The 18,375-nt window shown below is 66.7% G+C and carries 20 protein-coding genes; 12 read left to right on the top strand and 8 right to left on the bottom strand.

Annotated features, from left to right (window positions below; all coding sequences use genetic code 11):
- Positions 1-60: 60 nt before the first annotated feature.
- The 6 genes from AC1DFU_RS10330 (at position 61) to AC1DFU_RS10355 (ending at position 5,675) form a co-directional block, all read left to right on the top strand.
- Positions 61-642, top strand: coding sequence for a DUF4126 domain-containing protein (locus tag AC1DFU_RS10330; protein WP_092292335.1), 582 nt, complete (start codon positions 61-63; stop codon positions 640-642).
- A 30-nt stretch (positions 643-672) separates the two neighbouring features.
- Complete coding sequence (locus tag AC1DFU_RS10335; RefSeq protein ID WP_441591956.1) at positions 673-3,237, top strand: ABC transporter permease; 2,565 nt, start codon at positions 673-675, stop codon at positions 3,235-3,237.
- Between the two features lie 30 nt (positions 3,238-3,267).
- Positions 3,268-3,690 (top strand): group II truncated hemoglobin, encoded by a 423-nt coding sequence (locus AC1DFU_RS10340; protein WP_092292339.1) that lies wholly within the window; start codon positions 3,268-3,270, stop codon positions 3,688-3,690.
- Entirely contained in the window at positions 3,677-4,276 is a 600-nt protein-coding gene (locus AC1DFU_RS10345) for a DUF924 family protein (protein WP_092292341.1), read from the top strand. Before AC1DFU_RS10340 ends, AC1DFU_RS10345 begins: the two co-directional genes overlap by 14 nt.
- A 104-nt stretch (positions 4,277-4,380) precedes the next feature.
- On the top strand, positions 4,381-5,094 hold the full coding sequence (locus tag AC1DFU_RS10350; protein WP_092292343.1) for a TetR/AcrR family transcriptional regulator: 714 nt from the start codon (positions 4,381-4,383) through the stop codon (positions 5,092-5,094).
- Positions 5,091-5,675 (top strand): LOG family protein, encoded by a 585-nt coding sequence (locus AC1DFU_RS10355; RefSeq protein ID WP_441591958.1) that lies wholly within the window; start codon positions 5,091-5,093, stop codon positions 5,673-5,675. The genes AC1DFU_RS10350 and AC1DFU_RS10355 overlap by 4 nt, the downstream gene beginning before the upstream one ends.
- Positions 5,676-5,726: 51 nt before the next feature.
- Here the strand turns inward: AC1DFU_RS10355 and AC1DFU_RS10360 are convergent, their stop codons facing one another.
- The 8 genes from AC1DFU_RS10360 to AC1DFU_RS10395 form a co-directional block, all read right to left on the bottom strand.
- Positions 5,727-6,182, bottom strand: coding sequence for a diacylglycerol kinase (locus tag AC1DFU_RS10360; protein WP_092292347.1), 456 nt, complete (start codon positions 6,180-6,182; stop codon positions 5,727-5,729).
- Positions 6,139-7,227, bottom strand: coding sequence for a glycosyltransferase family 4 protein (locus AC1DFU_RS10365; protein WP_092292349.1), 1,089 nt, complete (start codon positions 7,225-7,227; stop codon positions 6,139-6,141). The genes AC1DFU_RS10360 and AC1DFU_RS10365 overlap by 44 nt, the downstream gene beginning before the upstream one ends.
- Positions 7,228-7,280: 53 nt before the next feature.
- Positions 7,281-8,276 (bottom strand): UDP-2,3-diacylglucosamine diphosphatase, encoded by a 996-nt coding sequence (locus AC1DFU_RS10370; protein ID WP_092292351.1) that lies wholly within the window; start codon positions 8,274-8,276, stop codon positions 7,281-7,283.
- Between the two features lie 72 nt (positions 8,277-8,348).
- Positions 8,349-9,365 (bottom strand): lipase family alpha/beta hydrolase, encoded by a 1,017-nt coding sequence (locus AC1DFU_RS10375; protein ID WP_441591961.1) that lies wholly within the window; start codon positions 9,363-9,365, stop codon positions 8,349-8,351.
- Positions 9,362-9,931, bottom strand: a complete 570-nt coding sequence (locus AC1DFU_RS10380) for an RDD family protein (protein ID WP_441591963.1) — start codon at positions 9,929-9,931, stop codon at positions 9,362-9,364. Before AC1DFU_RS10380 ends, AC1DFU_RS10375 begins: the two co-directional genes overlap by 4 nt.
- An 81-nt stretch (positions 9,932-10,012) precedes the next feature.
- Positions 10,013-10,822 carry a DUF3106 domain-containing protein gene (locus AC1DFU_RS10385; RefSeq protein WP_441591965.1) on the bottom strand — a complete coding sequence of 270 codons (810 nt, stop codon included), beginning with the start codon at positions 10,820-10,822 and terminating at the stop codon, positions 10,013-10,015.
- Position 10,823: 1 nt separating this feature from the next.
- Entirely contained in the window at positions 10,824-11,264 is a 441-nt protein-coding gene (locus AC1DFU_RS10390; protein WP_092292359.1) for a DUF3619 family protein, read from the bottom strand.
- Positions 11,261-11,827, bottom strand: coding sequence for an RNA polymerase sigma factor (locus tag AC1DFU_RS10395; RefSeq protein ID WP_092292361.1), 567 nt, complete (start codon positions 11,825-11,827; stop codon positions 11,261-11,263). The genes AC1DFU_RS10390 and AC1DFU_RS10395 overlap by 4 nt, the downstream gene beginning before the upstream one ends.
- A gap of 348 nt (positions 11,828-12,175) precedes the next feature.
- On the opposite strand from AC1DFU_RS10395, the gene AC1DFU_RS10400 reads away from it, so the two are divergent.
- From AC1DFU_RS10400 to lysM, 6 genes are all read left to right on the top strand, one after another.
- A complete protein-coding gene (locus AC1DFU_RS10400; RefSeq protein ID WP_092292363.1) occupies positions 12,176-13,939 on the top strand; it encodes an acetolactate synthase 3 catalytic subunit in 1,764 nt (587 codons plus the stop codon).
- The gene (ilvN, locus tag AC1DFU_RS10405; protein ID WP_008643328.1) at positions 13,939-14,430 is read left to right on the top strand and encodes an acetolactate synthase small subunit; all 492 of its coding nucleotides are present in this window, start codon (positions 13,939-13,941) and stop codon (positions 14,428-14,430) included. Before AC1DFU_RS10400 ends, ilvN begins: the two co-directional genes overlap by 1 nt.
- A gap of 128 nt (positions 14,431-14,558) precedes the next feature.
- Positions 14,559-15,575, top strand: coding sequence for a ketol-acid reductoisomerase (gene ilvC / locus AC1DFU_RS10410; RefSeq protein ID WP_092292365.1), 1,017 nt, complete (start codon positions 14,559-14,561; stop codon positions 15,573-15,575).
- A 263-nt stretch (positions 15,576-15,838) separates the two neighbouring features.
- Positions 15,839-16,501, top strand: coding sequence for a phosphatidylserine decarboxylase (locus tag AC1DFU_RS10415; protein ID WP_092292367.1), 663 nt, complete (start codon positions 15,839-15,841; stop codon positions 16,499-16,501).
- A gap of 34 nt (positions 16,502-16,535) precedes the next feature.
- Complete coding sequence (gene pssA / locus AC1DFU_RS10420; RefSeq protein WP_144201580.1) at positions 16,536-17,441, top strand: CDP-diacylglycerol--serine O-phosphatidyltransferase; 906 nt, start codon at positions 16,536-16,538, stop codon at positions 17,439-17,441.
- Between the two features lie 113 nt (positions 17,442-17,554).
- A complete protein-coding gene (lysM, locus tag AC1DFU_RS10425) occupies positions 17,555-18,058 on the top strand; it encodes a peptidoglycan-binding protein LysM (RefSeq protein ID WP_092292371.1) in 504 nt (167 codons plus the stop codon).
- The last annotated feature ends 317 nt before the right edge of the window (positions 18,059-18,375 follow it).

The following is an 18,375-nucleotide window of genomic DNA, read 5'->3' on the forward strand; positions in this document are numbered from 1 at the left end:
GATCCCCATTCCCCGACCGTATTACACTCCTCCCCAATTACCCACGAGGAGTCCCGCCCCATGCTGGAAACCGCCGCGCTGGCTGCAGGCATGTCCTGGGCCAGCGGCCTGCGTCTCTACCTGGCCGTGCTGGCGGCCGGGGTACTGGCGCGCCTGGGCTGGCTGGACCTGCCCACGGGGCTCCAGGTGCTGTCGTCGTGGTGGGTCATCGGCGTGGCCGGCGTGCTGGCCCTGGCCGAGTTCATCGCCGACAAGGTACCCGGCTTCGATACCGCCTGGGACGGCATCCAGACCTTCATCCGCATTCCCGCCGGCGCGATCCTGGCCGCCGCGGCGTTCGGCGAACTCGATCCCCAGTGGATGGTGGCCGCCGGGCTCGTGGGCGGCACGCTGGCCGGGGCGGCGCATGCCACCAAGGCTGGCACGCGGGCGCTGATCAATGTCTCGCCGGAGCCGTTCTCGAACTGGGCGGCCTCGTTCACCGAGGACGTCGGCACCATAAGCGGCCTGCTGCTGGCATTTTTCCTGCCCGTGGTGTTCCTGATCCTGCTGGGCGTGTTCCTGATCCTGGCGATCTGGCTGATCCCGAAACTCTGGCGCGGCGTGCGACGCCTGCACGCCAGCCTGCGCGGCCCGCGCTGACTCCCTCTCTGCCTCCTTAGCGATTTTCCGATGCCGACCGACTCCCCCGCCGTGCCCGCCGCTCACCGTTTCTCCGCCTGGCACCATGCGCTGCGCATGGCCCGGCGCGACTGGCTGGCCGGCGAGCTGACGCTGCTGCTGTTCGCGCTGGTGCTGGCCGTGGCCGCGCTGACCAGCGTCGGCTTCCTCGCGGATCGCATGCGGCTGGGCTTGGAGCGCGACGCGCGCCAGATGATCGGCGCCGATGTGCTGCTGGTATCCGACCAGCCGTTCGACCCCGCATTTGCCGAGCGGGCCCGGCGCGACGGCCTGCGCGTGGCGCAGACGGTAACGTTCCCCAGCATGGCCACCGCCCGCATCAACGGTGCATCCACGAACGGGGAGGCACCGAGCCAGCTTGGCGCCCTGAAGGCGGTGACCGATGGCTATCCGCTGCGCGGACGGCTCAAGGTGCTGCCGCCCGATGGCGGTCCGGAGCAGGAGGCCGAAGGCATCCCCGCGCCGGGCACGGTCTGGGCGGATCAGGCGCTGCTGGACGGCCTCGGCTTGCGCCTGGGCGATAGCGTCCAACTCGGCAGCAAGACCTTCCGCATCGAGCGCGTGATCACGCAGGAGCTGGACCGTGGCGCGGGCTTCATGAACTTCGCGCCGCGCGTGATGCTGCCGCTGTCCGATCTCGACGCCACCAAGCTGATCGGCTGGGGCAGCCGCGTGACCTACCGGCTGCTCGTGGCCGGCCCGGACGCCGGCGCCGCCGCCTACCAGCGCTGGGCGACCGACGAGATCGAGCGGCGCCACCTGCGCAACACGCGCGTGGAATCGCTTGATTCCGGCCAGCCGCAGATGCGCGCCACGCTGGATCGTGCCGAGCGCTTCCTGTCGCTGGTGGCGGTGCTGTCTTCGATGATCGCGGCGGTGGCCATCGCCATGTCTGCGCGCCGATACATGCAGCGTCATACCGATGCGTGTGCTGTATACAAATGCCTGGGTCTGTCGCGCGGGCAGCTGCTGGCCGCGTTCGGCATCGAATTCCTCCTGCTTGGCGCCGGGGGCGCGCTCGTTGGCGTGGCGCTCGGCTACCTCGCGCATTACGGGCTGCTGCTGTCGCTGGGTGGATTGCTGCGCGTGTCGCTGCCGCAGCCCTCGGTCATCCCGGCGCTGACCGGCGTGGCGGCGGGGCTGGTGCTGCTGGTGGGCTTCGCGCTGCCGCCGCTGCTGGCGCTGACGCGCGTGGCGCCGCTGCGCGTGCTTCGGCGCGACATCGGCCTGCCGCCGATCTCGGCCTGGGTGGCCTACGCGCTGGGGCTGGGCGCCTTCGTGGCGTTGTTGATGGTGGCCGCGCGCGACCTGAAGCTCGGCCTGACCACGGCAGGCGGGTTTGTCGGCGCGGGGGTGGCCTTCGCGGTGCTGGCCCTTGGGCTGCTGCTGGCGCTCTCGCGCGGCATGCGCGGCCGGGCGCGCGGCAGTGTGGGGTGGCGCTTCGCGCTGGCCGTGCTCGAACGCCGGCGCGGCGTGACCGTGCTCCAGACCGTGGCACTGGCCGTGGGGCTGATGGCGCTGCTGCTGCTCGGCATGACGCGCAACGATCTGGTCGATTCCTGGCGCAACGCCACGCCGGCCGACGCGCCCAATCGCTTCATCATCAATATCCAGCCCGACCAGCGCGACCCGCTGCGCGCGATGCTGGCCACCAATGGCATCCGCGACCTGCTCTACCCGATGGTGCGCGGCCGGCTGACGCATATCGACGATCGCCCGATCCAGGCCGGCACCTACCCGGACGGCCGGGCGCGCAATCTGGTCGAACGCGAATTCAACCTCTCGTATACAGACAAGCTGCCCGAGGGCAACGAGGTGATTGCCGGGCGCTGGACCGGCGACGCGGGTGGGGCATCGGTGGAGGAGGGCATCGCCAAGACGCTCCATATCAAGCTGGGCGATACGCTGCGCTTCGACGTGGCCGGCCAGAGCGTGGAGGCGCCGGTCACCTCGCTGCGCAAGCTCGACTGGGGCTCGATGCGCGTGAACTTCTTCGTGATCTTGCCCACGGACAAGATGCAGGGCCTGCCCGAGACCTACATCACCGCCTTCCACCTGCCGCCGGCCAAGGCGGCGCTCGGCAACCGGCTCACGGCCAGCTTCCCGAACATCACCGTGGTCAACACGGATTTGATCCTGCGGCAGATCCAGGCCGTGCTCGATCAGGTGATCGCCGCCGTGGAGTTCCTGTTCGTCTTCACGCTGCTGGCTGGGGTAACGGTGCTGTATGCGGCGCTTTCCGGTGCGCGCGACGAGCGCAAGCGCGATGCCGGCCTGCTCAAGGCCCTCGGCGCGACGGCCGCCACGGTGCGCCAGACGCAATACGCCGAATTCCTGGTCGTGGGCGGGCTGGCGGGGCTGCTGGCCAGCTTCGGCGCCATCGTGGTGGGCTGGGCGCTATCCCAGTTCGTGTTCGATTTCCCCTACCGCTTCAACCTGTGGATCGTACCGGTGGGGGTGGTTTCTGGCATGCTGTGCGCTTTTGCTGGCGGCTACCTGGGCCTGCGCGAGGTGCTGCGGCAGCCTGCGCTGGCCACGCTGCGCGATGTGCAGTGACCGCCGAGCCGCGAATTCTCTCGAATTGACATGATTACCGAACCTTCCGAACCCACCGACGCCACGACCCAGGAGGTGACCGCCTACGAACTGGTCGGCGGCGAGGCCCGCGTGCGCGAGCTGGTGGACCGCTTCTATGACCTGATGGACCTGGAGCCCGAGTTCAAGCAGCTCCGCTCCATCCATCCGCCGTCACTCGATGGCTCCCGCGACAAGCTGTTCTGGTTCCTGTGTGGCTGGCTGGGCGGCCCGAACCACTTTATCGAGCGCTTTGGCCACCCGCGCCTGCGCGCGCGCCACATGCCGTTCGAGATCGGCACGACGGAGCGCGACCAGTGGATGCGTGCCATGGCGCTGGCGATGCAGGACATCGGCCTGCCCGAAGACCTGCAGATGCGGCTGATGCAGGCGTTCTTCCAGACCGCCGACTGGATGCGTAATGTGCAGCGATAGGCGCATTTTGGGCGCGCGGGATGTACTGGACTTCTGGTTCGGCACGCCCGACGCGGCCATCTGGAATACGTCGCGGCGCGAATGGTTCACCAAGCGCGACGCCTTCGACGCCACCGTCCGCGACACCTTCCTGCCGACCTGGCAGGCCGCACATGAGGGCGCGCCGGACGACTGGTCCGCCACGCCCGAAGGCACCTGCGCCCGCCTGATCCTGCTCGACCAGTTCCCGCGCAACATGTTCCGGGGCGATCCGCGCAGCTTCGCCACGGACGCGCAGGCCCAGGCGCTGGCCCGCCGGATGCTCGCCCAGGGCTGGGACCGCGAACTGCCCACGCCGTGGCATCGCATGTTCTGCTACCTGCCGTTCGAGCACGCCGAGTCGCCCGAGGCGCAGGACATCGCCGTGCGCGAATACACCGCGCTGCGCGAAGACACCGCCGGCGAGGTCGATGGCGTGGAATGGGCCATCAAGCATCAGGAAATCATCGCGCGCTTCGGCCGATTTCCGCATCGCAATGCCGTACTGGGCCGCGCCAGCACGGACGACGAACTGGCGTTCCTGAAGCAGCCCGGTTCCTCGTTTTGAGGGGTGCCGGCCCGCCAGTGGCGTTTTCGCCGCTTGGCGGGTCGGCCGCCCGACCCGATTGCTTATAATCCCAATCCTGCCGATTCGAGAGTCCGCCCGACCCCATGGAAGCCAAACCGCAAGCCGGCCCGCGCCGAACCCGAGACCGCATCCTCGACGTCTCGCTGCGCCTGTTCAATGAGCTTGGCGAGCCCAACGTCACCACCACGACGATCGCGGAAGCCATGGAGATCAGCCCCGGCAATCTCTACTACCACTTCCGCAACAAGGACGACATCATCAACTCCATCTTCGTGCGCTTCGAGCAGGAGATGGAGCGCCGCCTGAAGATGCCGGAGGACCACAAGGCCACGCTGGGCGAAAGCTGGGGCTACCTCCAGTACATGTCCGAGTTCCTGTGGAACTACCGCTTCCTGTACCGTGACATCAACGACCTGCTGGCGCGCAACCGGATGCTGGAAACCAACTTCAAGCGCATCGTGGAGCAGAAGAAGCGCTTCGCGCTGGAGATCTGCCGCCAGTTCCAGGAAGACGGCGACATGGAAGCCACGCCGGAGCAGGTGGACGCGATTTGTACCAATATTGTTGTGATTGCCACGTACTGGCTGTCGTTCCAGTTCGTGCAGCATCCGCGCCAGTACAACGATCCCGATCAGATCCGGGGCTACCTGCACGGCTCGAGCTATCACATCTTCTCGATCCTGGCCCCGTACCTGCGCGGCAAGGCGCGCGAGGCATTCGATCAACTGGCGCGCGAGTATGCCGTCACCAAGGCGGAGGCCGAGGCCGCCGCTGCCGCGAAGAAGGAAAGACAGTGAAATCGGTTTGTGTCTATTGCGGGTCCAGCCCCGGCTTCCGTCCGGAATACGCCGAGGCGGCCCGTGCGCTGGGCGCCACCATGGTTGAACAGGGGCTGGCGCTGGTCTACGGCGGCGGCAAGGTCGGGCTGATGGGGATCGTGGCGGACAGCGTGCTGGCGCACGGCGGCACGGCCATCGGCGTGATTCCCGATGCGTTGATGCAGAAGGAAGTCGGCCATCGCGGCCTGACCGAACTGCACGTGGTGCGTAACATGCACGAGCGCAAGCAGATGATGGCGGACCGCTCGGACGCGTTCATCGCCATGCCGGGCGGCGTCGGCACGTTCGAAGAGCTGTTTGAAACGTTCACCTGGGCCCAGCTCGGCTACCACGACAAGCCCGTGGGCCTGCTGAACGTGGCCGGCTTCTACGACGGCATGCTGGCTTTCCTGAACCACGCCGTGGGCGAAGGGTTCCTGAAGCAGGTGCACGCCGACATGCTGCACGTGTCCGACACGCCCAACACGCTGCTCGGCAAGCTGGCCGCCGCGCCGCGCGTACGCGTGGACAAGTGGATCGAGAAGCGCGAAGAGACCTGACCCGCCGGGACTGGCGCCCGCCAGTCCCGACTCGCCCTGATTAGCGGCTAACTAACCCAGCCAGCCGCCGATCCACCGCACCACGTGCGGCCCGCCGATGGCGATCCAGGTGCCGCCGCACAGCACGAGCGCCAGCATGACCGCCGCGCTGCCAAAGTCCTTGGCGCGCTTCGACAGGCTGTGCCGCTCGAGCGAAATCCGGTCCACGGCGGCCTCCACGCTGGAATTCAGCAATTCCACGATCAGCACCAGCAGCAGCGTCCCCAGCAGCAATATCCGTTCGACCGCCGAGATCGGCAGCAGGAACGCGCATGGCGTGAAAATCACCACCAGCGTCAGTTCCTGCCGGAACGCGCTCTCTTCGAGCACCGCGTAGCGCAGGCCGGACAGCGAGTTGATCGCCGCGTGCCAGGCGCGGCGGATACCGCGATTGCCTTTGTGGGGGTTGTTCTCGACCGAGTACTCAGTCTCCGGAGCGGACGGCAGCGGGGGATGCGGTTTTGGCATGATCGTGCGCAGCGGTGGGAGCCGTGGTGTCTTGGGGGGCTGCCGACGCTGGCAACGGCCGCAGGTGAGCGAGGAACTGCTCGGACGCCGCGCGCCACGAGAACTTCTCGGCGTGGGCGCGAGCGGTGACGCGGTCGATGCGCAGCGCCTCGAGGCAGGCTTCGCGCAAATCCTCGTGCATCACGCCGGCCGGGCTGTCGCCCAGCACATCGATCGGCCCGGTAACCGGGTACGCCGCCACGGGCAGGCCGCTCGCCAGCGCTTCCAGCAGCACCAACCCGAAGGTATCGGTGCGGCTCGGGAACACGAAGACATCGGCAGAAGCATACACCTTGGCCAGATCGGGCTGCTCGAGCACGCCGAGATAGCTGGCGGACGGATAGCGCGCCTTCAGGCCGGCCAGCGCCGGGCCATCGCCCACCACCCATTTCGAGCCGGGCAAGTCGAGTTGGAGGAAGGCCTCGACGTTCTTCTCCACGGCCACGCGGCCCACGTAGAGGAAGATCGGGTGGGCGGTGTTGAGCACGTTGGCGCGCTCGGCGGTGAAGACGTCGAGGTCCACGCCGCGCGTCCACAGCACGCCGTGGGTGATGCCGTACTGGTGCAGGTCGTGCAGCACCACCGGCGTGGGCGCCATCACAGCACGCGCTGGACCATGGAACCAGCGCAGGAAGCGGTAGGTCCAGGCCAGCGGAACGCCGAAGCGGGCCTGCACGTACTCCGGGAAGCGCGTGTGGTAGGCCGTGGTGAACGGCAGGCCGTGGCGCATGGCGTAGCGGCGCGCGGCCAGGCCGAGCGGGCCTTCGGTGGCGATGTGCAGGGCCTCCGGGCGGAAGGCGTCGATGCGGGCGCGTACCTTGGCCGTCGGCAGCAGCGACAGGCGGATTTCCGGGTACGTCGGGCATGGCACGGTGCGGAATTCCAGCGGCGTCAGCAGGTCCACCGTGTGGCCCATCGCCTCCAGTTCGCGGCGCGTGGACTTGAGCGTGCGCACCACGCCGTTGACCTGGGGCTCCCAGGCATCCGTGACAATCATGACTCGCATCGAATCTCCTTGCGGCAGTGTGGCCGGGTGAGGTGTCGTGGGGGCGGGGCGTGTCAAAGCGCCATCTCGGTGGCGCGGCGGCGCCGGCGTCCCACTGGCTCGGGCGGATCGAGCAGCGTGGTCCAGTAGACGATCTTGAGCTCGCCTTCCATGGTCTCGACCAGCGCCGAGAGGCTTTCCACCCAGTCGCCGTCGTTGCAGTAGAGCTGGCCGTCCACCTCGCGGATCTCCGCCTTGTGGATGTGGCCGCAGACCACGCCGTCGCAGCCGCGCCGGCGCGCCTCGTCCACCATCGCGTGCTCGAACGAGTTGATGTAGCTGACCGCGTTCTTGACCTGATGCTTCAGGAATTGCGAGATCGACCAGTACTCGAAGCCGAGCCGGGTGCGGATGCGGTTGAAATGGCGATTCAGCGCCAGGATCATCGTGTACAGCGAGTCGCCCAGGTACGCCAGCCAGCGCGCGTGCTGCACCACGCCGTCGAACAAATCGCCATGCACCACCCAGAGCCGGCGGCCGGTGGCGGTCACGTGGATGGCGTCCTCGCGCACGGTGATGTCGCCGAAAGCCATGCCGTCGAACTGGCGCGCCACTTCGTCGTGGTTGCCGGGCACGTAGATCACTTCCGTGCCCTTGCGCGCCTTGCGCAGCAGCTTCTGCACCACGTCGTTGTGGCTCTGCGGCCAGTACCAGCCACGGCGCAGCTGCCAGCCGTCGATGATGTCGCCTACCAGATAGAGCACGTCGGACTCGTTGTGCTTCAGGAAATCGAGCAGATACGTGGCCTGGCAACCGGGCGTGCCGAGATGGATATCGGACAGCCAGATGGCGCGGTAGCGATGTGTGGGAGGTTCCGAAGCGGAGGCGGGGCGGTTGCCCGATTCGGCGTGGAAGGCTGGGGCGGCGGGAGCGGCCGGTGACAGTTCCGTCGGCGGCGGCATGAAGGCCGCCAGTGCGGCGGACAGCGAGAGCGTGGTGTCAGGCTTGCCGCGCAGGCGTTGCGCGGCCCTCGACAGACGCCCCCGAGCAAACTGGAGAGCTTGAACCATGGCGGCCCCGGTATCGGCGATGGGTGCATTGAGCCCTTGCCGCGTGACGGTGCCGTGACGGAAACATGAATGTCACATGAAGATCGAGGTGCGCTGCGGGGTTTGTTGTGGGGTTTGTTGTGGCGCCGGGGTGCGTAGCGAGGCGAGGGCGGCCAGCGTGGCGTCCACGGCGCGCGGGTGGCGCAGCAGGGAAACATGGCCGATGCCGGCCAGCGGCACGTTGCGCGCGCCGTCGAGCCAGGAGGTGCCCGGGGGCCCGGCGATGGAGTCGTGCCAACTGAACACCGAGACGATGCGCGCGCGCAAGGCCGGCGTCTCAGCCAGCGCCAACGCCTTCAGCCACGGGCTGTGCCAGCGCATCTGCCGCGCATTGCGGCCGCCGCCGAAGCGGGCGAGGGCGCAGCCGTGATGGGGCGAGCCAAGGGTGACGATGCCTGAGCAGGGCGGATCATCGCTCTCCCGCAACGCTAGCACCTGCGCGGCCCGTGCGGCGAGTCCGCCCATGCTGTGGCAGACCACGAGCGGCGCCTGGCCCGTGCGCGCGGCGATCCCGCGCATGCGGGCGAGCAGGGTCGGCGCGTAGTCGTCGATATCGCCCAGCACGGGTTCGAGGTCGATCCCTTCGCAGCGATAGCCGGCGGCGGCCAGCGTGGGCGCCATGTCAAGCCAGATCGCGTGATTGCAGCCGTAGCCGTGTACGAGCAGCACCGTCGGCGCGTCGGCATTGGCGGGCGAGTCAAAGGTGATGCGCGAGCGGAATGGCTGGAGCCAGTTGAACATGCGGAAGACCGTGCGGCATTCCGAAAGATAGCAGGCGAGCGCGCCGGAGAGGCCGAGCGGCTGGCGCGGGGGCGTGTCGGAGGGATGGGGAAGGCGTGCATCCAGCGCGATGCCGGCGCCGCCCAGCGTGGCGACAAAAGCAATCCCGACGCCGATACCGAAGCCCACCAGCACGGCCAGCAGCGCCGCGCCGATGGCGAGCGGCCACGGCCAGCCCGCCCATCCGGCCAAACCTGCTGCGAGGCCGCCGGCCGCCAGCGTCTGCGCGGCCACAGCCACGCGGCGCAGGGCGGCCGCCGTCAGGCTCATGACTTCGCGGCCGGGCGCGGGTCGCGCAGATCACGCAGGTCAATCAGGCGCGTGCCGGCCAGCCGGTCATGCAGGAACTGGCGGCGCGGGTCGAGCCACGCCAGCGCAATCCACACCAGCAGACCGGCCACCAGCGCGCCGACGAACGGCCCGCGCGTGAGCCCGAGCGCATGGCCGACCGCCGCCGCGGGCGGCAGCCACAGCCAGGCCAGCACATAGCGCAGCAGCGCTCGGGTCCAGTGCGGCGGCTGGCCGGCAGCCGTCTCGAGGCGGATGCGCCACGTCTGCATCGCCAGCGTCTGGCCGTTGCGCTGCCAGAACCACGTGAAATAGCAGGCCAGTACGACGAACATCCAGGCCTGATCGACATAGGGCTGGTCGATACCGAGGCGCTGAAGCACCGGGCGCGCCAGCAGATAGACCGCGCTGGCGGCCATCAGCACGCCGAACAGCAGCACGCCCTCATAGAGCATGCAGGTCAGGCGGCGGCGCAGCGTGGGCGTGCGCGGGGCGCGCGACGGCATGGAAGTGGGAGAAGCGGGGGAGGCAGGGCTGGCGGCAGGCATGGCGCGGGTTCCGGGTGAGCGGCAATTATGCCAAATCCGGGGCGGCGCGCCGCGCGGCCGGGAAGGTGGCCGGGAAAGGTATTACTGGCGGGGGGAGTCGGGCGGACTGATCGGGATGTCGGTCGCCGCCTCGCCGGTGACCGGCGGCGAAAGCGACTCGGTGGCCGGTTGTGCTGCGGGTGCCGAAGCCGCAACTTCCGGCGGCGTTGCGGGCGTGACCGGCACGGGTGCGGCGGCGACCGGTGCCGAGGCCGGCGACGCCGGTGTCGATGCTGTCAGCGCTGGGGGCAGCGCGGCGGCACCGCTGGCGGGTTTATTGACGCGGATCTGGTGGCCGGAATCGGTCGGCAGACGCTTGCCGGAAGGCAGGCCGCTCACTGCGCCGGGGCGGCGCGGCACCTTCTCGGCTGCCGCCAGTTCCTTCTTCTGCGCCTCGGGAAGCTGTTGATAGCGATCCCACGCATCGGCCTTCTTCTCGGCCGGCACCGTACGGGTGATCTGGTAGTTCTCGCGCGCCACGCGGCGTTCCTGCGGCGTCATCTTGACCCATTCGGCCATCCGTTCCTGCAGCCGCGCCTGTTCCTCGGGCTTCAGCGACGGGTAGCGATCGGCAATACGCTGCCACTTGCGGCGGTTGAGTTCGGGGATGGTGTCCCAGAGCGGGCGCAGCGGGGCGAGGATCTGCTGGTGCGTCGGGGTCAGTTCGACCCAGGTCGGATGCACATGGACCACGGCCGGCGCCGAGGCGCCCGCACGGACCTCGTGGGCTTCGGCGGCCTGCGTCAACTCGCCCGAGGCCAGCGCAACCACGGCGCCAAGGCTGGCGCACAGCGCGGTGAATCGGGCCAGCCGGCGCGGGGCGGCGTCGGAGCGGAAGTGAGCGCGCGCCATCCTATTGATCGCGGTCGTGCTTGAGGAACACGTGGAAGCCCTGGTCGGCGTAGGCCGTGGGCGGCAGGTCGTCCAGCAGCATGGCGGCGTCCACGTCGGCCAGCTCCTCCACGCGCTTCTGCTGCTGCCACTGGTAGATGCCGGTCACGCCGACCACCAGCGCCACCAGCGTCCAAAGCAGGGCGAGCCGGCGCAACCATGCGCCAGCGCGGTGCAGCGGCGAGTCGTCTTCATCGTCGAAGATGGCGCCATGGCCGCCGGGCAGGGCGAATTGTGGCACCGTGGCCGGTGCGGCGGCTTTCTTCGCGGCCAGCGCCATGCGCCGCGCGGCGGCGAGCCGTTCGGCAATGTCCGCCGGCACGGCATCCGCCGAGGCATCGAGTGCCGAGCGGATCTCGCGGGCGAAGCGGCGTTCCTGTATATCTCGTTCGTTTCGGCTCATAGTCGGACCCCCCGTGCGCGCAAGGCCTGCGCCAGTGTGTGCGTTGCACGGGAACAGTGCGTCTTGACGCTGCCTTCCGAGCAGCCCATCGCGGCTGCCGTCTCGGCCACGTCCATATCCTCCCAGTAACGCATCAGGAAAGCTTCGCGTTGACGCGTGGGCAGACGCTGGATTTCCTGCTCGATGATGTGCATGACCTGTGCCCGCTCGACCTTGTCGGCACTGCTTTCCGCGGATTCTGACCCAGCCTGGGCCTCGAGAGTTTCCAGCAGGTCGTTGTCATCGCCTTCGCGGTCGTCGCGCAGGTTCGAGAACAGGGTTACCCACGTGTTGCGTACTTTCTGGCGGCGGAAATAGTCGTGGATCGTGTTCTGCAGGATGCGCTGGAACAGCGGCGCCAGCTCGGCGGCATGCTTGTCGCCGTACTTTTCGGCCAGCTTGATCATGGCGTCCTGCACGATGTCCAGCGCGGCTTCGTCATCCCGCACGGCGAATACGGCCTGCTTGAAGGCACGTCGTTCCACGCTGGAGAGAAAGTCTGAGAGTTCCTGGTCAGTGGCCATGCAGGCAGGAATGTGCCGCGAAAGTCGCGCGGCGGGTCGCAAATGTCTGCGATGCTAGCAAAAAACAGCCGGCTTGGGCGATGCTGTATTAGTTTGCAGACAATATGACGGAGGGGTCGCTTGCGGCCGTTGCGCCATCGTGGTGCGTCTGCAAAAAAGTCTCCAGGGGGCCATAGACCACGCTGGTGCATTGCAGTATCATCATCGGTTCACACGACATCAGTGGTTGTCTCATCAGACCGCTTATAAGGCGGTCTCTTCATGCAGACGCGCACCGCTTGAACCCGAGCCACAAGCCCGGCAGAGAGCATCCAAACAATTTTTTGCCGAAAATTGCAAAGGACTGAAATGAACATGCCCAGCGCGGAATTCTCCCACGCAGACAGCAATTCATCTGCCGCACCCGAAATGATCGGTGCGGAAATTCTCTGTCACGCACTCGCCGAAGAAGGCGTCGAATACGTCTGGGGCTACCCCGGCGGCGCGGTGCTGTACATCTACGACGAACTCCACAAGCAAAAGAAGTTCGAGCACATCCTGGTGCGCCACGAGCAGGCTGCGGTCCATGCCGCGGATGGTTACGCGCGCGCCACGGGCAAGGTCGGCGTCGCCCTGGTGACTTCCGGCCCGGGCGTGACCAATGCCGTGACCGGCATCGCCACCGCCTACCTGGACTCTATCCCGATGGTGGTGATCACCGGCAACGTGCCGACCCATGCCATCGGCCAGGATGCCTTCCAGGAATGCGACACCGTCGGCATCACGCGCCCGATCGTCAAGCACAACTTCCTCGTGAAGGATGTGCGCGACCTCGCCGCGACGATCAAGAAGGCGTTCTTCATCGCCGCCACCGGCCGTCCCGGCCCCGTGGTGGTCGACATTCCGAAGGACGTGTCGCGGAACTCGTGTAAGTACGAGTACCCGAAGACGATCGACATGCGCTCGTACAACCCCGTGAACAAGGGGCACTCGGGCCAGATCCGCAAGGCTGTCGCGCTGCTGCAGGGCGCCGAGCGTCCGTATATCTATACGGGCGGCGGCGTGGTGCTGGCCAATGCCAGCGACGAGCTGCGCCAGTTGGCCGCCATCACGGGCCATCCGGTCACCAACACGCTGATGGGCCTGGGCGCGTTCCCGGGCACGCACAAGCAGTTCCTCGGCATGCTCGGCATGCACGGGACGTATGAAGCCAATATGGCCATGCAGAACTGCGACGTGCTGATCGCCATCGGCGCCCGCTTCGACGACCGCGTGATCGGCAACCCGGCGCACTTCACTGCGCAGGCGCGCAAGATCATCCATATCGATATCGACCCCTCGTCGATCTCGAAGCGCGTGAAGGTCGACATTCCCATCGTCGGCAACGTCAAGGACGTGCTCCAGGAACTGATCGCCCAGCTGCAGGCCAGCGACGTCAAGCCCAAGCGCGAGGCCCTGGCCAAGTGGTGGGACCAGATCGAGCAATGGCGTTCGGTGGACTGCCTCAAGTACGACCGCAAGAGCGAGATCATCAAGCCGCAGTACGTGGTGGAAAAGATCTGGGAACTGACCAAGGGCGACGCCTTCATCTGCTCCGACGTGGGCCAGCATCAGATGTGGGCCGCGCAGTTCTACAAGTTCAACGAGCCGCGCCGCTGGATCAACTCCGGCGGCCTGGGCACGATGGGCGTGGGCCTGCCGTACGCCATGGGCATCAAGAAGGCGTTCCCGGACAAGGAAGTGGTGACCATCACGGGCGAAGGCTCTATCCAGATGTGCATCCAGGAACTGTCCACCTGCCTCCAGTACGACACCCCGGTCAAGATCTGCTCGCTGAACAACGGCTATCTGGGCATGGTGCGCCAGTGGCAGGAGATCGAGTACGACAACCGCTACTCGCACTCCTACATGACCGCGCTGCCTGACTTCGTCAAGCTGGCCGAGGCCTTCGGCCACGTGGGTATCCGCGTGGAAAAGACGGCCGATGTGGAGCCGGCGCTGCGCGAGGCGTTCCGCCTCAAGGACCGCACCGTGTTCCTGGACTTCCAGACCGACCCCACGGAGAACGTGTGGCCGATGGTCCAGGCGGGCAAGGGCATCTCCGAAATGCTGCTCGGCGCGGAGGACCTGTAATGCGACACATTATTTCGGTCCTGCTGGAAAACGAACCCGGCGCGCTGTCGCGCGTGGTGGGGCTGTTTTCGGCGCGCGGCTACAACATCGAGACGCTCACGGTGGCCCCCACCGAGGATGCGTCGCTGTCGCGGATGACCATTGTCACCACCGGTTCGGACGACGTGATCGAACAGATCACCAAGCACCTGAACCGCCTGGTGGAAGTGGTCAAGGTGGTGGACCTGACGGAAGGCGCGCACATCGAGCGCGAGCTGATGCTCGTGAAGGTGCGCGCGGTGGGCAAGGAGCGCGAGGAAATGAAGCGCACCGCCGACATCTTTCGGGGCCGCATCATCGACGTGACCGAGAAGACGTACACCATCGAGCTGACCGGCAACGGCGGCAAGCTGGATGCGTTCCTCGATGCCATCGACCGCACCGCGATCCTGGAAACCGTCCGTACGGGCGGTTCCGGCATCGGCCGCGGCGAACGCATCCTGAAGGTCTGACCGGCGCACCCGGCAGCGGCCACAAGCCAATCGCAGTATCCCCGGCGGCGCGACGCGTGAATCGGAACCAACGCCCGCGCCACGCCGCCACCCCTTATACGCAGACTTAGAAAATCGAAGGAATCATCATGAAAGTGTTTTACGACAAGGACGCCGACCTCTCCCTGATCAAGGGCAAGAACGTCACCATCATCGGCTACGGCTCGCAAGGCCACGCCCACGCACTGAACCTGAAGGATTCGGGCGTGAACGTGACGGTCGGTCTGCGCAAGAGCGGCGCGTCGTGGAACAAGGCCGTCAACGCCGGCCTGCAGGTCAAGGAAGTGGGCGAGGCCGTCAAGAACGCCGACGTGGTCATGATCCTGCTGCCGGACGAGCAGATCGCCGACGTGTACAAGAACGAAGTGCACGGCAACATCAAGGAAGGCGCCGCCCTGGCCTTCGCGCACGGCTTCAACGTGCACTACGGCGCCGTGATCCCGCGTGCCGACCTGGACGTGATCATGATCGCCCCGAAGGCCCCGGGCCACACGGTGCGCTCGACGTACTCGCAAGGTGGCGGCGTGCCGCACCTGATCGCCGTGCATCAGAACAAGTCCGGCGCCGCCCGTGACATCGCGCTGTCGTACGCTACCGCCAACGGCGGCGGCCGTGCCGGCATCATCGAGACCAACTTCCGCGAAGAAACCGAAACCGACCTGTTCGGCGAGCAGGCCGTGCTGTGCGGCGGTACCGTCGAGCTGATCAAGGCTGGCTTCGAAACGCTGGTGGAAGCCGGCTACGCGCCAGAAATGGCCTACTTCGAGTGCCTGCACGAGCTGAAGCTGATCGTCGACCTGATCTACGAAGGCGGCATCGCCAACATGAACTACTCGATCTCGAACAACGCCGAATATGGCGAATACGTCACCGGCCCGCGCGTCGTGACGGAAGAGACCAAGAAGGCCATGAAGCAATGCCTGACCGACATCCAGACCGGCGAATACGCCAAGAGCTTCCTGCTCGAGAACAAGGCCGGCGCCCCGACCCTGATCTCGCGCCGTCGCCTGACGTCCGAGCACCAGATCGAGGAAGTGGGTGCCAAGCTGCGCGCGATGATGCCGTGGATTGCCAAGAACAAGCTGGTCGACCAGTCGAAGAACTAAGCTGACGACAGCTGGCAGGGCGGGGCCCCCGGGCCCGCCGCCCTCGGCCGTCCAGCCCGCCGCCGGCCCCGCGCAGTGTTGCGTGAGGCATTTTGGCGGAGGCTGGACGGCTTTTTGTTATCCTTGTCGGACTTTTTTCGGGCGTTGGCTCGAATCTTTCTTATTATTCGCGGCGATACCCCTGAATTGCCCACGGCGGCCAGCCCCTGGCGCCGGCGCGGCATGGCGTATCGTTTCTACCTGAACTTCAGACCAAGTCTTGCATGAACTATCCTCATCCGCTGATCGCCCGTGAAGGCTGGCCATTCTTGGCCGGCGCATTCGTCATCTCGCTGCTGGTGCATGTCAGCGCAGGTTTCTGGTGGGCGCTGCCGCTGTGGATTCTCACGATCTTCGTGCTCCAGTTCTTCCGCGATCCGCCCCGGCCGATTCCGTCGACGCCCAACGCCGTGCTGGCACCCGCCGACGGCCGCATCGTCGTGGTCGAGAAGACCCAGGACCCGTACGCCGGGCGCGAGGCGCTGAAGATCAGCGTGTTCATGAACGTGTTCAACGTGCATTCGAACCGCGCGTCGGTGGATGGCAAGGTCGAGAAGCTCGAGTACTTCCCGGGCAAGTTCGTCAATGCCGATCTGGACAAGGCGTCGGTGGAGAACGAGCGCAACGCCATCGTGATCCGCCGCGCGCAGGACGGCCAGGTGGTCACGCTGGTCCAGGTGGCCGGGCTGGTGGCGCGCCGGATCCTGTGCTACACCAAGGTGGGCGACGCGATCTCGCGTGGCCAGCGCTACGGCTTCATCCGCTTCGGCTCGCGCGTGGACGTGTACCTGCCCGTGGATGCCCGGCCGCGCGTGACGATTGGCGAGAAGGTGTCCGCCTCGTCGACCGTGCTGGCCGAACTGGACGTGCAGGGCGCGCAGCAGTAAGCCGCCGCCATCCACACTGATAGGAGAGGCTGGCATGGGTGCCTTCAATCGACGGAACAAGCGCGTCAGCATCGGCAACGTGACGCATCTGCGACCGTTCCGCCGCAACCAGTTGCGCAACGACCCTGGCTACGACGAGGCCGAGGAAGGGCCGGACATCGAGTACGTGCGCCCGCGCCGGCGCGGCATCTACCTGCTGCCCAATGCGTTCACCACGGCCGCGCTGTTCGCCGGCTTCTACGCCATCGTGGCGGCGATGAACGGCCATTTCGACTCGGCCGCCATCGCCATCTTCGCGGCCATGGTGCTGGACGGCATGGATGGCCGCGTGGCGCGCATCACCAACACGCAGAGCGCATTCGGCGAGCAGTACGACTCGCTCTCGGACATGACCTCGTTCGGCGTGGCGCCGGCGCTGGTCATGTACACCTGGATCCTGCGCGACCTCGGCAAGTGGGGCTGGATCGCCGCGTTCGTCTACTGCACCTGCGCGGCGCTGCGCCTGGCGCGCTTCAACGCCAATATCGGCGTGGTGGACAAGCGCTTCTTCCAGGGCCTGCCGAGCCCGGCCGCGGCGGCCCTGGTGGCCGGCTTTGTCTGGCTGGTCATCGATAACAAGCTGCCGGTCAGGGAGCTGTGGATGCCGTGGGTCGCCTTTGCGATCACGCTCTATGCGGGCCTGTCGATGGTCTCCAACGCCCCGTTCTACAGCGGCAAGGCGCTGGACGTGCGCTACCGCGTGCCCTTCGGCATGATGGTGCTCGTGCTGGTGCTGTTCGTGGTGGTTTCCACCGATCCGCCGGTAGCGCTGTTCGGGCTGTTCGTGGCCTATGCCGTGTCGGGCTACCTGCTGTGGGCCTGGCGCGCGCTGCACGGCGAGCCGGGCGGGGTACGCAAGGCACGCGCCGGCGGACCCGACGGTCTCGGCGGCGGTAACTAGCAAGCATGGCAACAGGGCGTCTTCGGGCGCCCTGTGTCGTTCCAGCGGTATCCCAATCCGCATCACGCATCACGCGTTACGCATTACGTTCCACTCACCGTCAGGAGAATGTTATGGGTATGTTTGACTTCATCAAGGAAGCGGGCGAAAAGCTGTTCGGCAAGGGCGAGGCCAAGGCTGCGCAGGATGCGGCCAAGGCGGATGCCTCGGCAGAGAAGCTGGAGGCCGCCAACCGCGCCGCCGGCGATGCCATCGAAAATTACATCAAGCAGATGGGGCTCGACGCCACCGGGCTGATGGTCCAGGTGGATGGCTCGCAGGGCAAGGCGACGGTGTTCGGCGTGGCGCCGGACCAGGCCACCCGGGAGAAAATCATCCTGTGCGCCGGCAACGTGGAGGGCGTGGAGTCGGTGGAGGACAAGATGTCCGTCAACGTGGAGTCCACCGAATCGCAGTGGCATACCGTGGTCAAGGGAGACACGCTCTGGGCCATTGCCCAGGCCGCCTACGGCAACGGTGCGGACTACAACAAGATCTTCGAAGCGAACAAGCCGATGCTTTCGCACCCGGACAAGATCTATCCGGGTCAGAAACTGCGGATTCCGCCGAAGGGCTGAAACCGGCTCGGGTCAGCCCGCCTTGCACGCGCGCGCCAAACCGGATATAGTCCCCGACATGATTTCGCGCCAGTCCCTACTCGCCCGCACCACCCTAGGTGGCCTACTAGGCCATCGGGTCGGGACGCGCGCGCGCTAAGGGACGCTATCGCCCTAGCGCGGAATCACCAGGAATTTTCCTAGTTTTCAAACGCCCCGGCCTGCAACCATGCACGCCGGGGCGTTTTGCATTTCGATTTCGAGGACTGCGACGCCCGACGGCAAGAAGGACGGGACGGCACGGCACACAACAAGGTACAGCCCAGGAGCTCCACAAA

This window comes from Cupriavidus sp. 10L45, assembly GCF_056395225.1.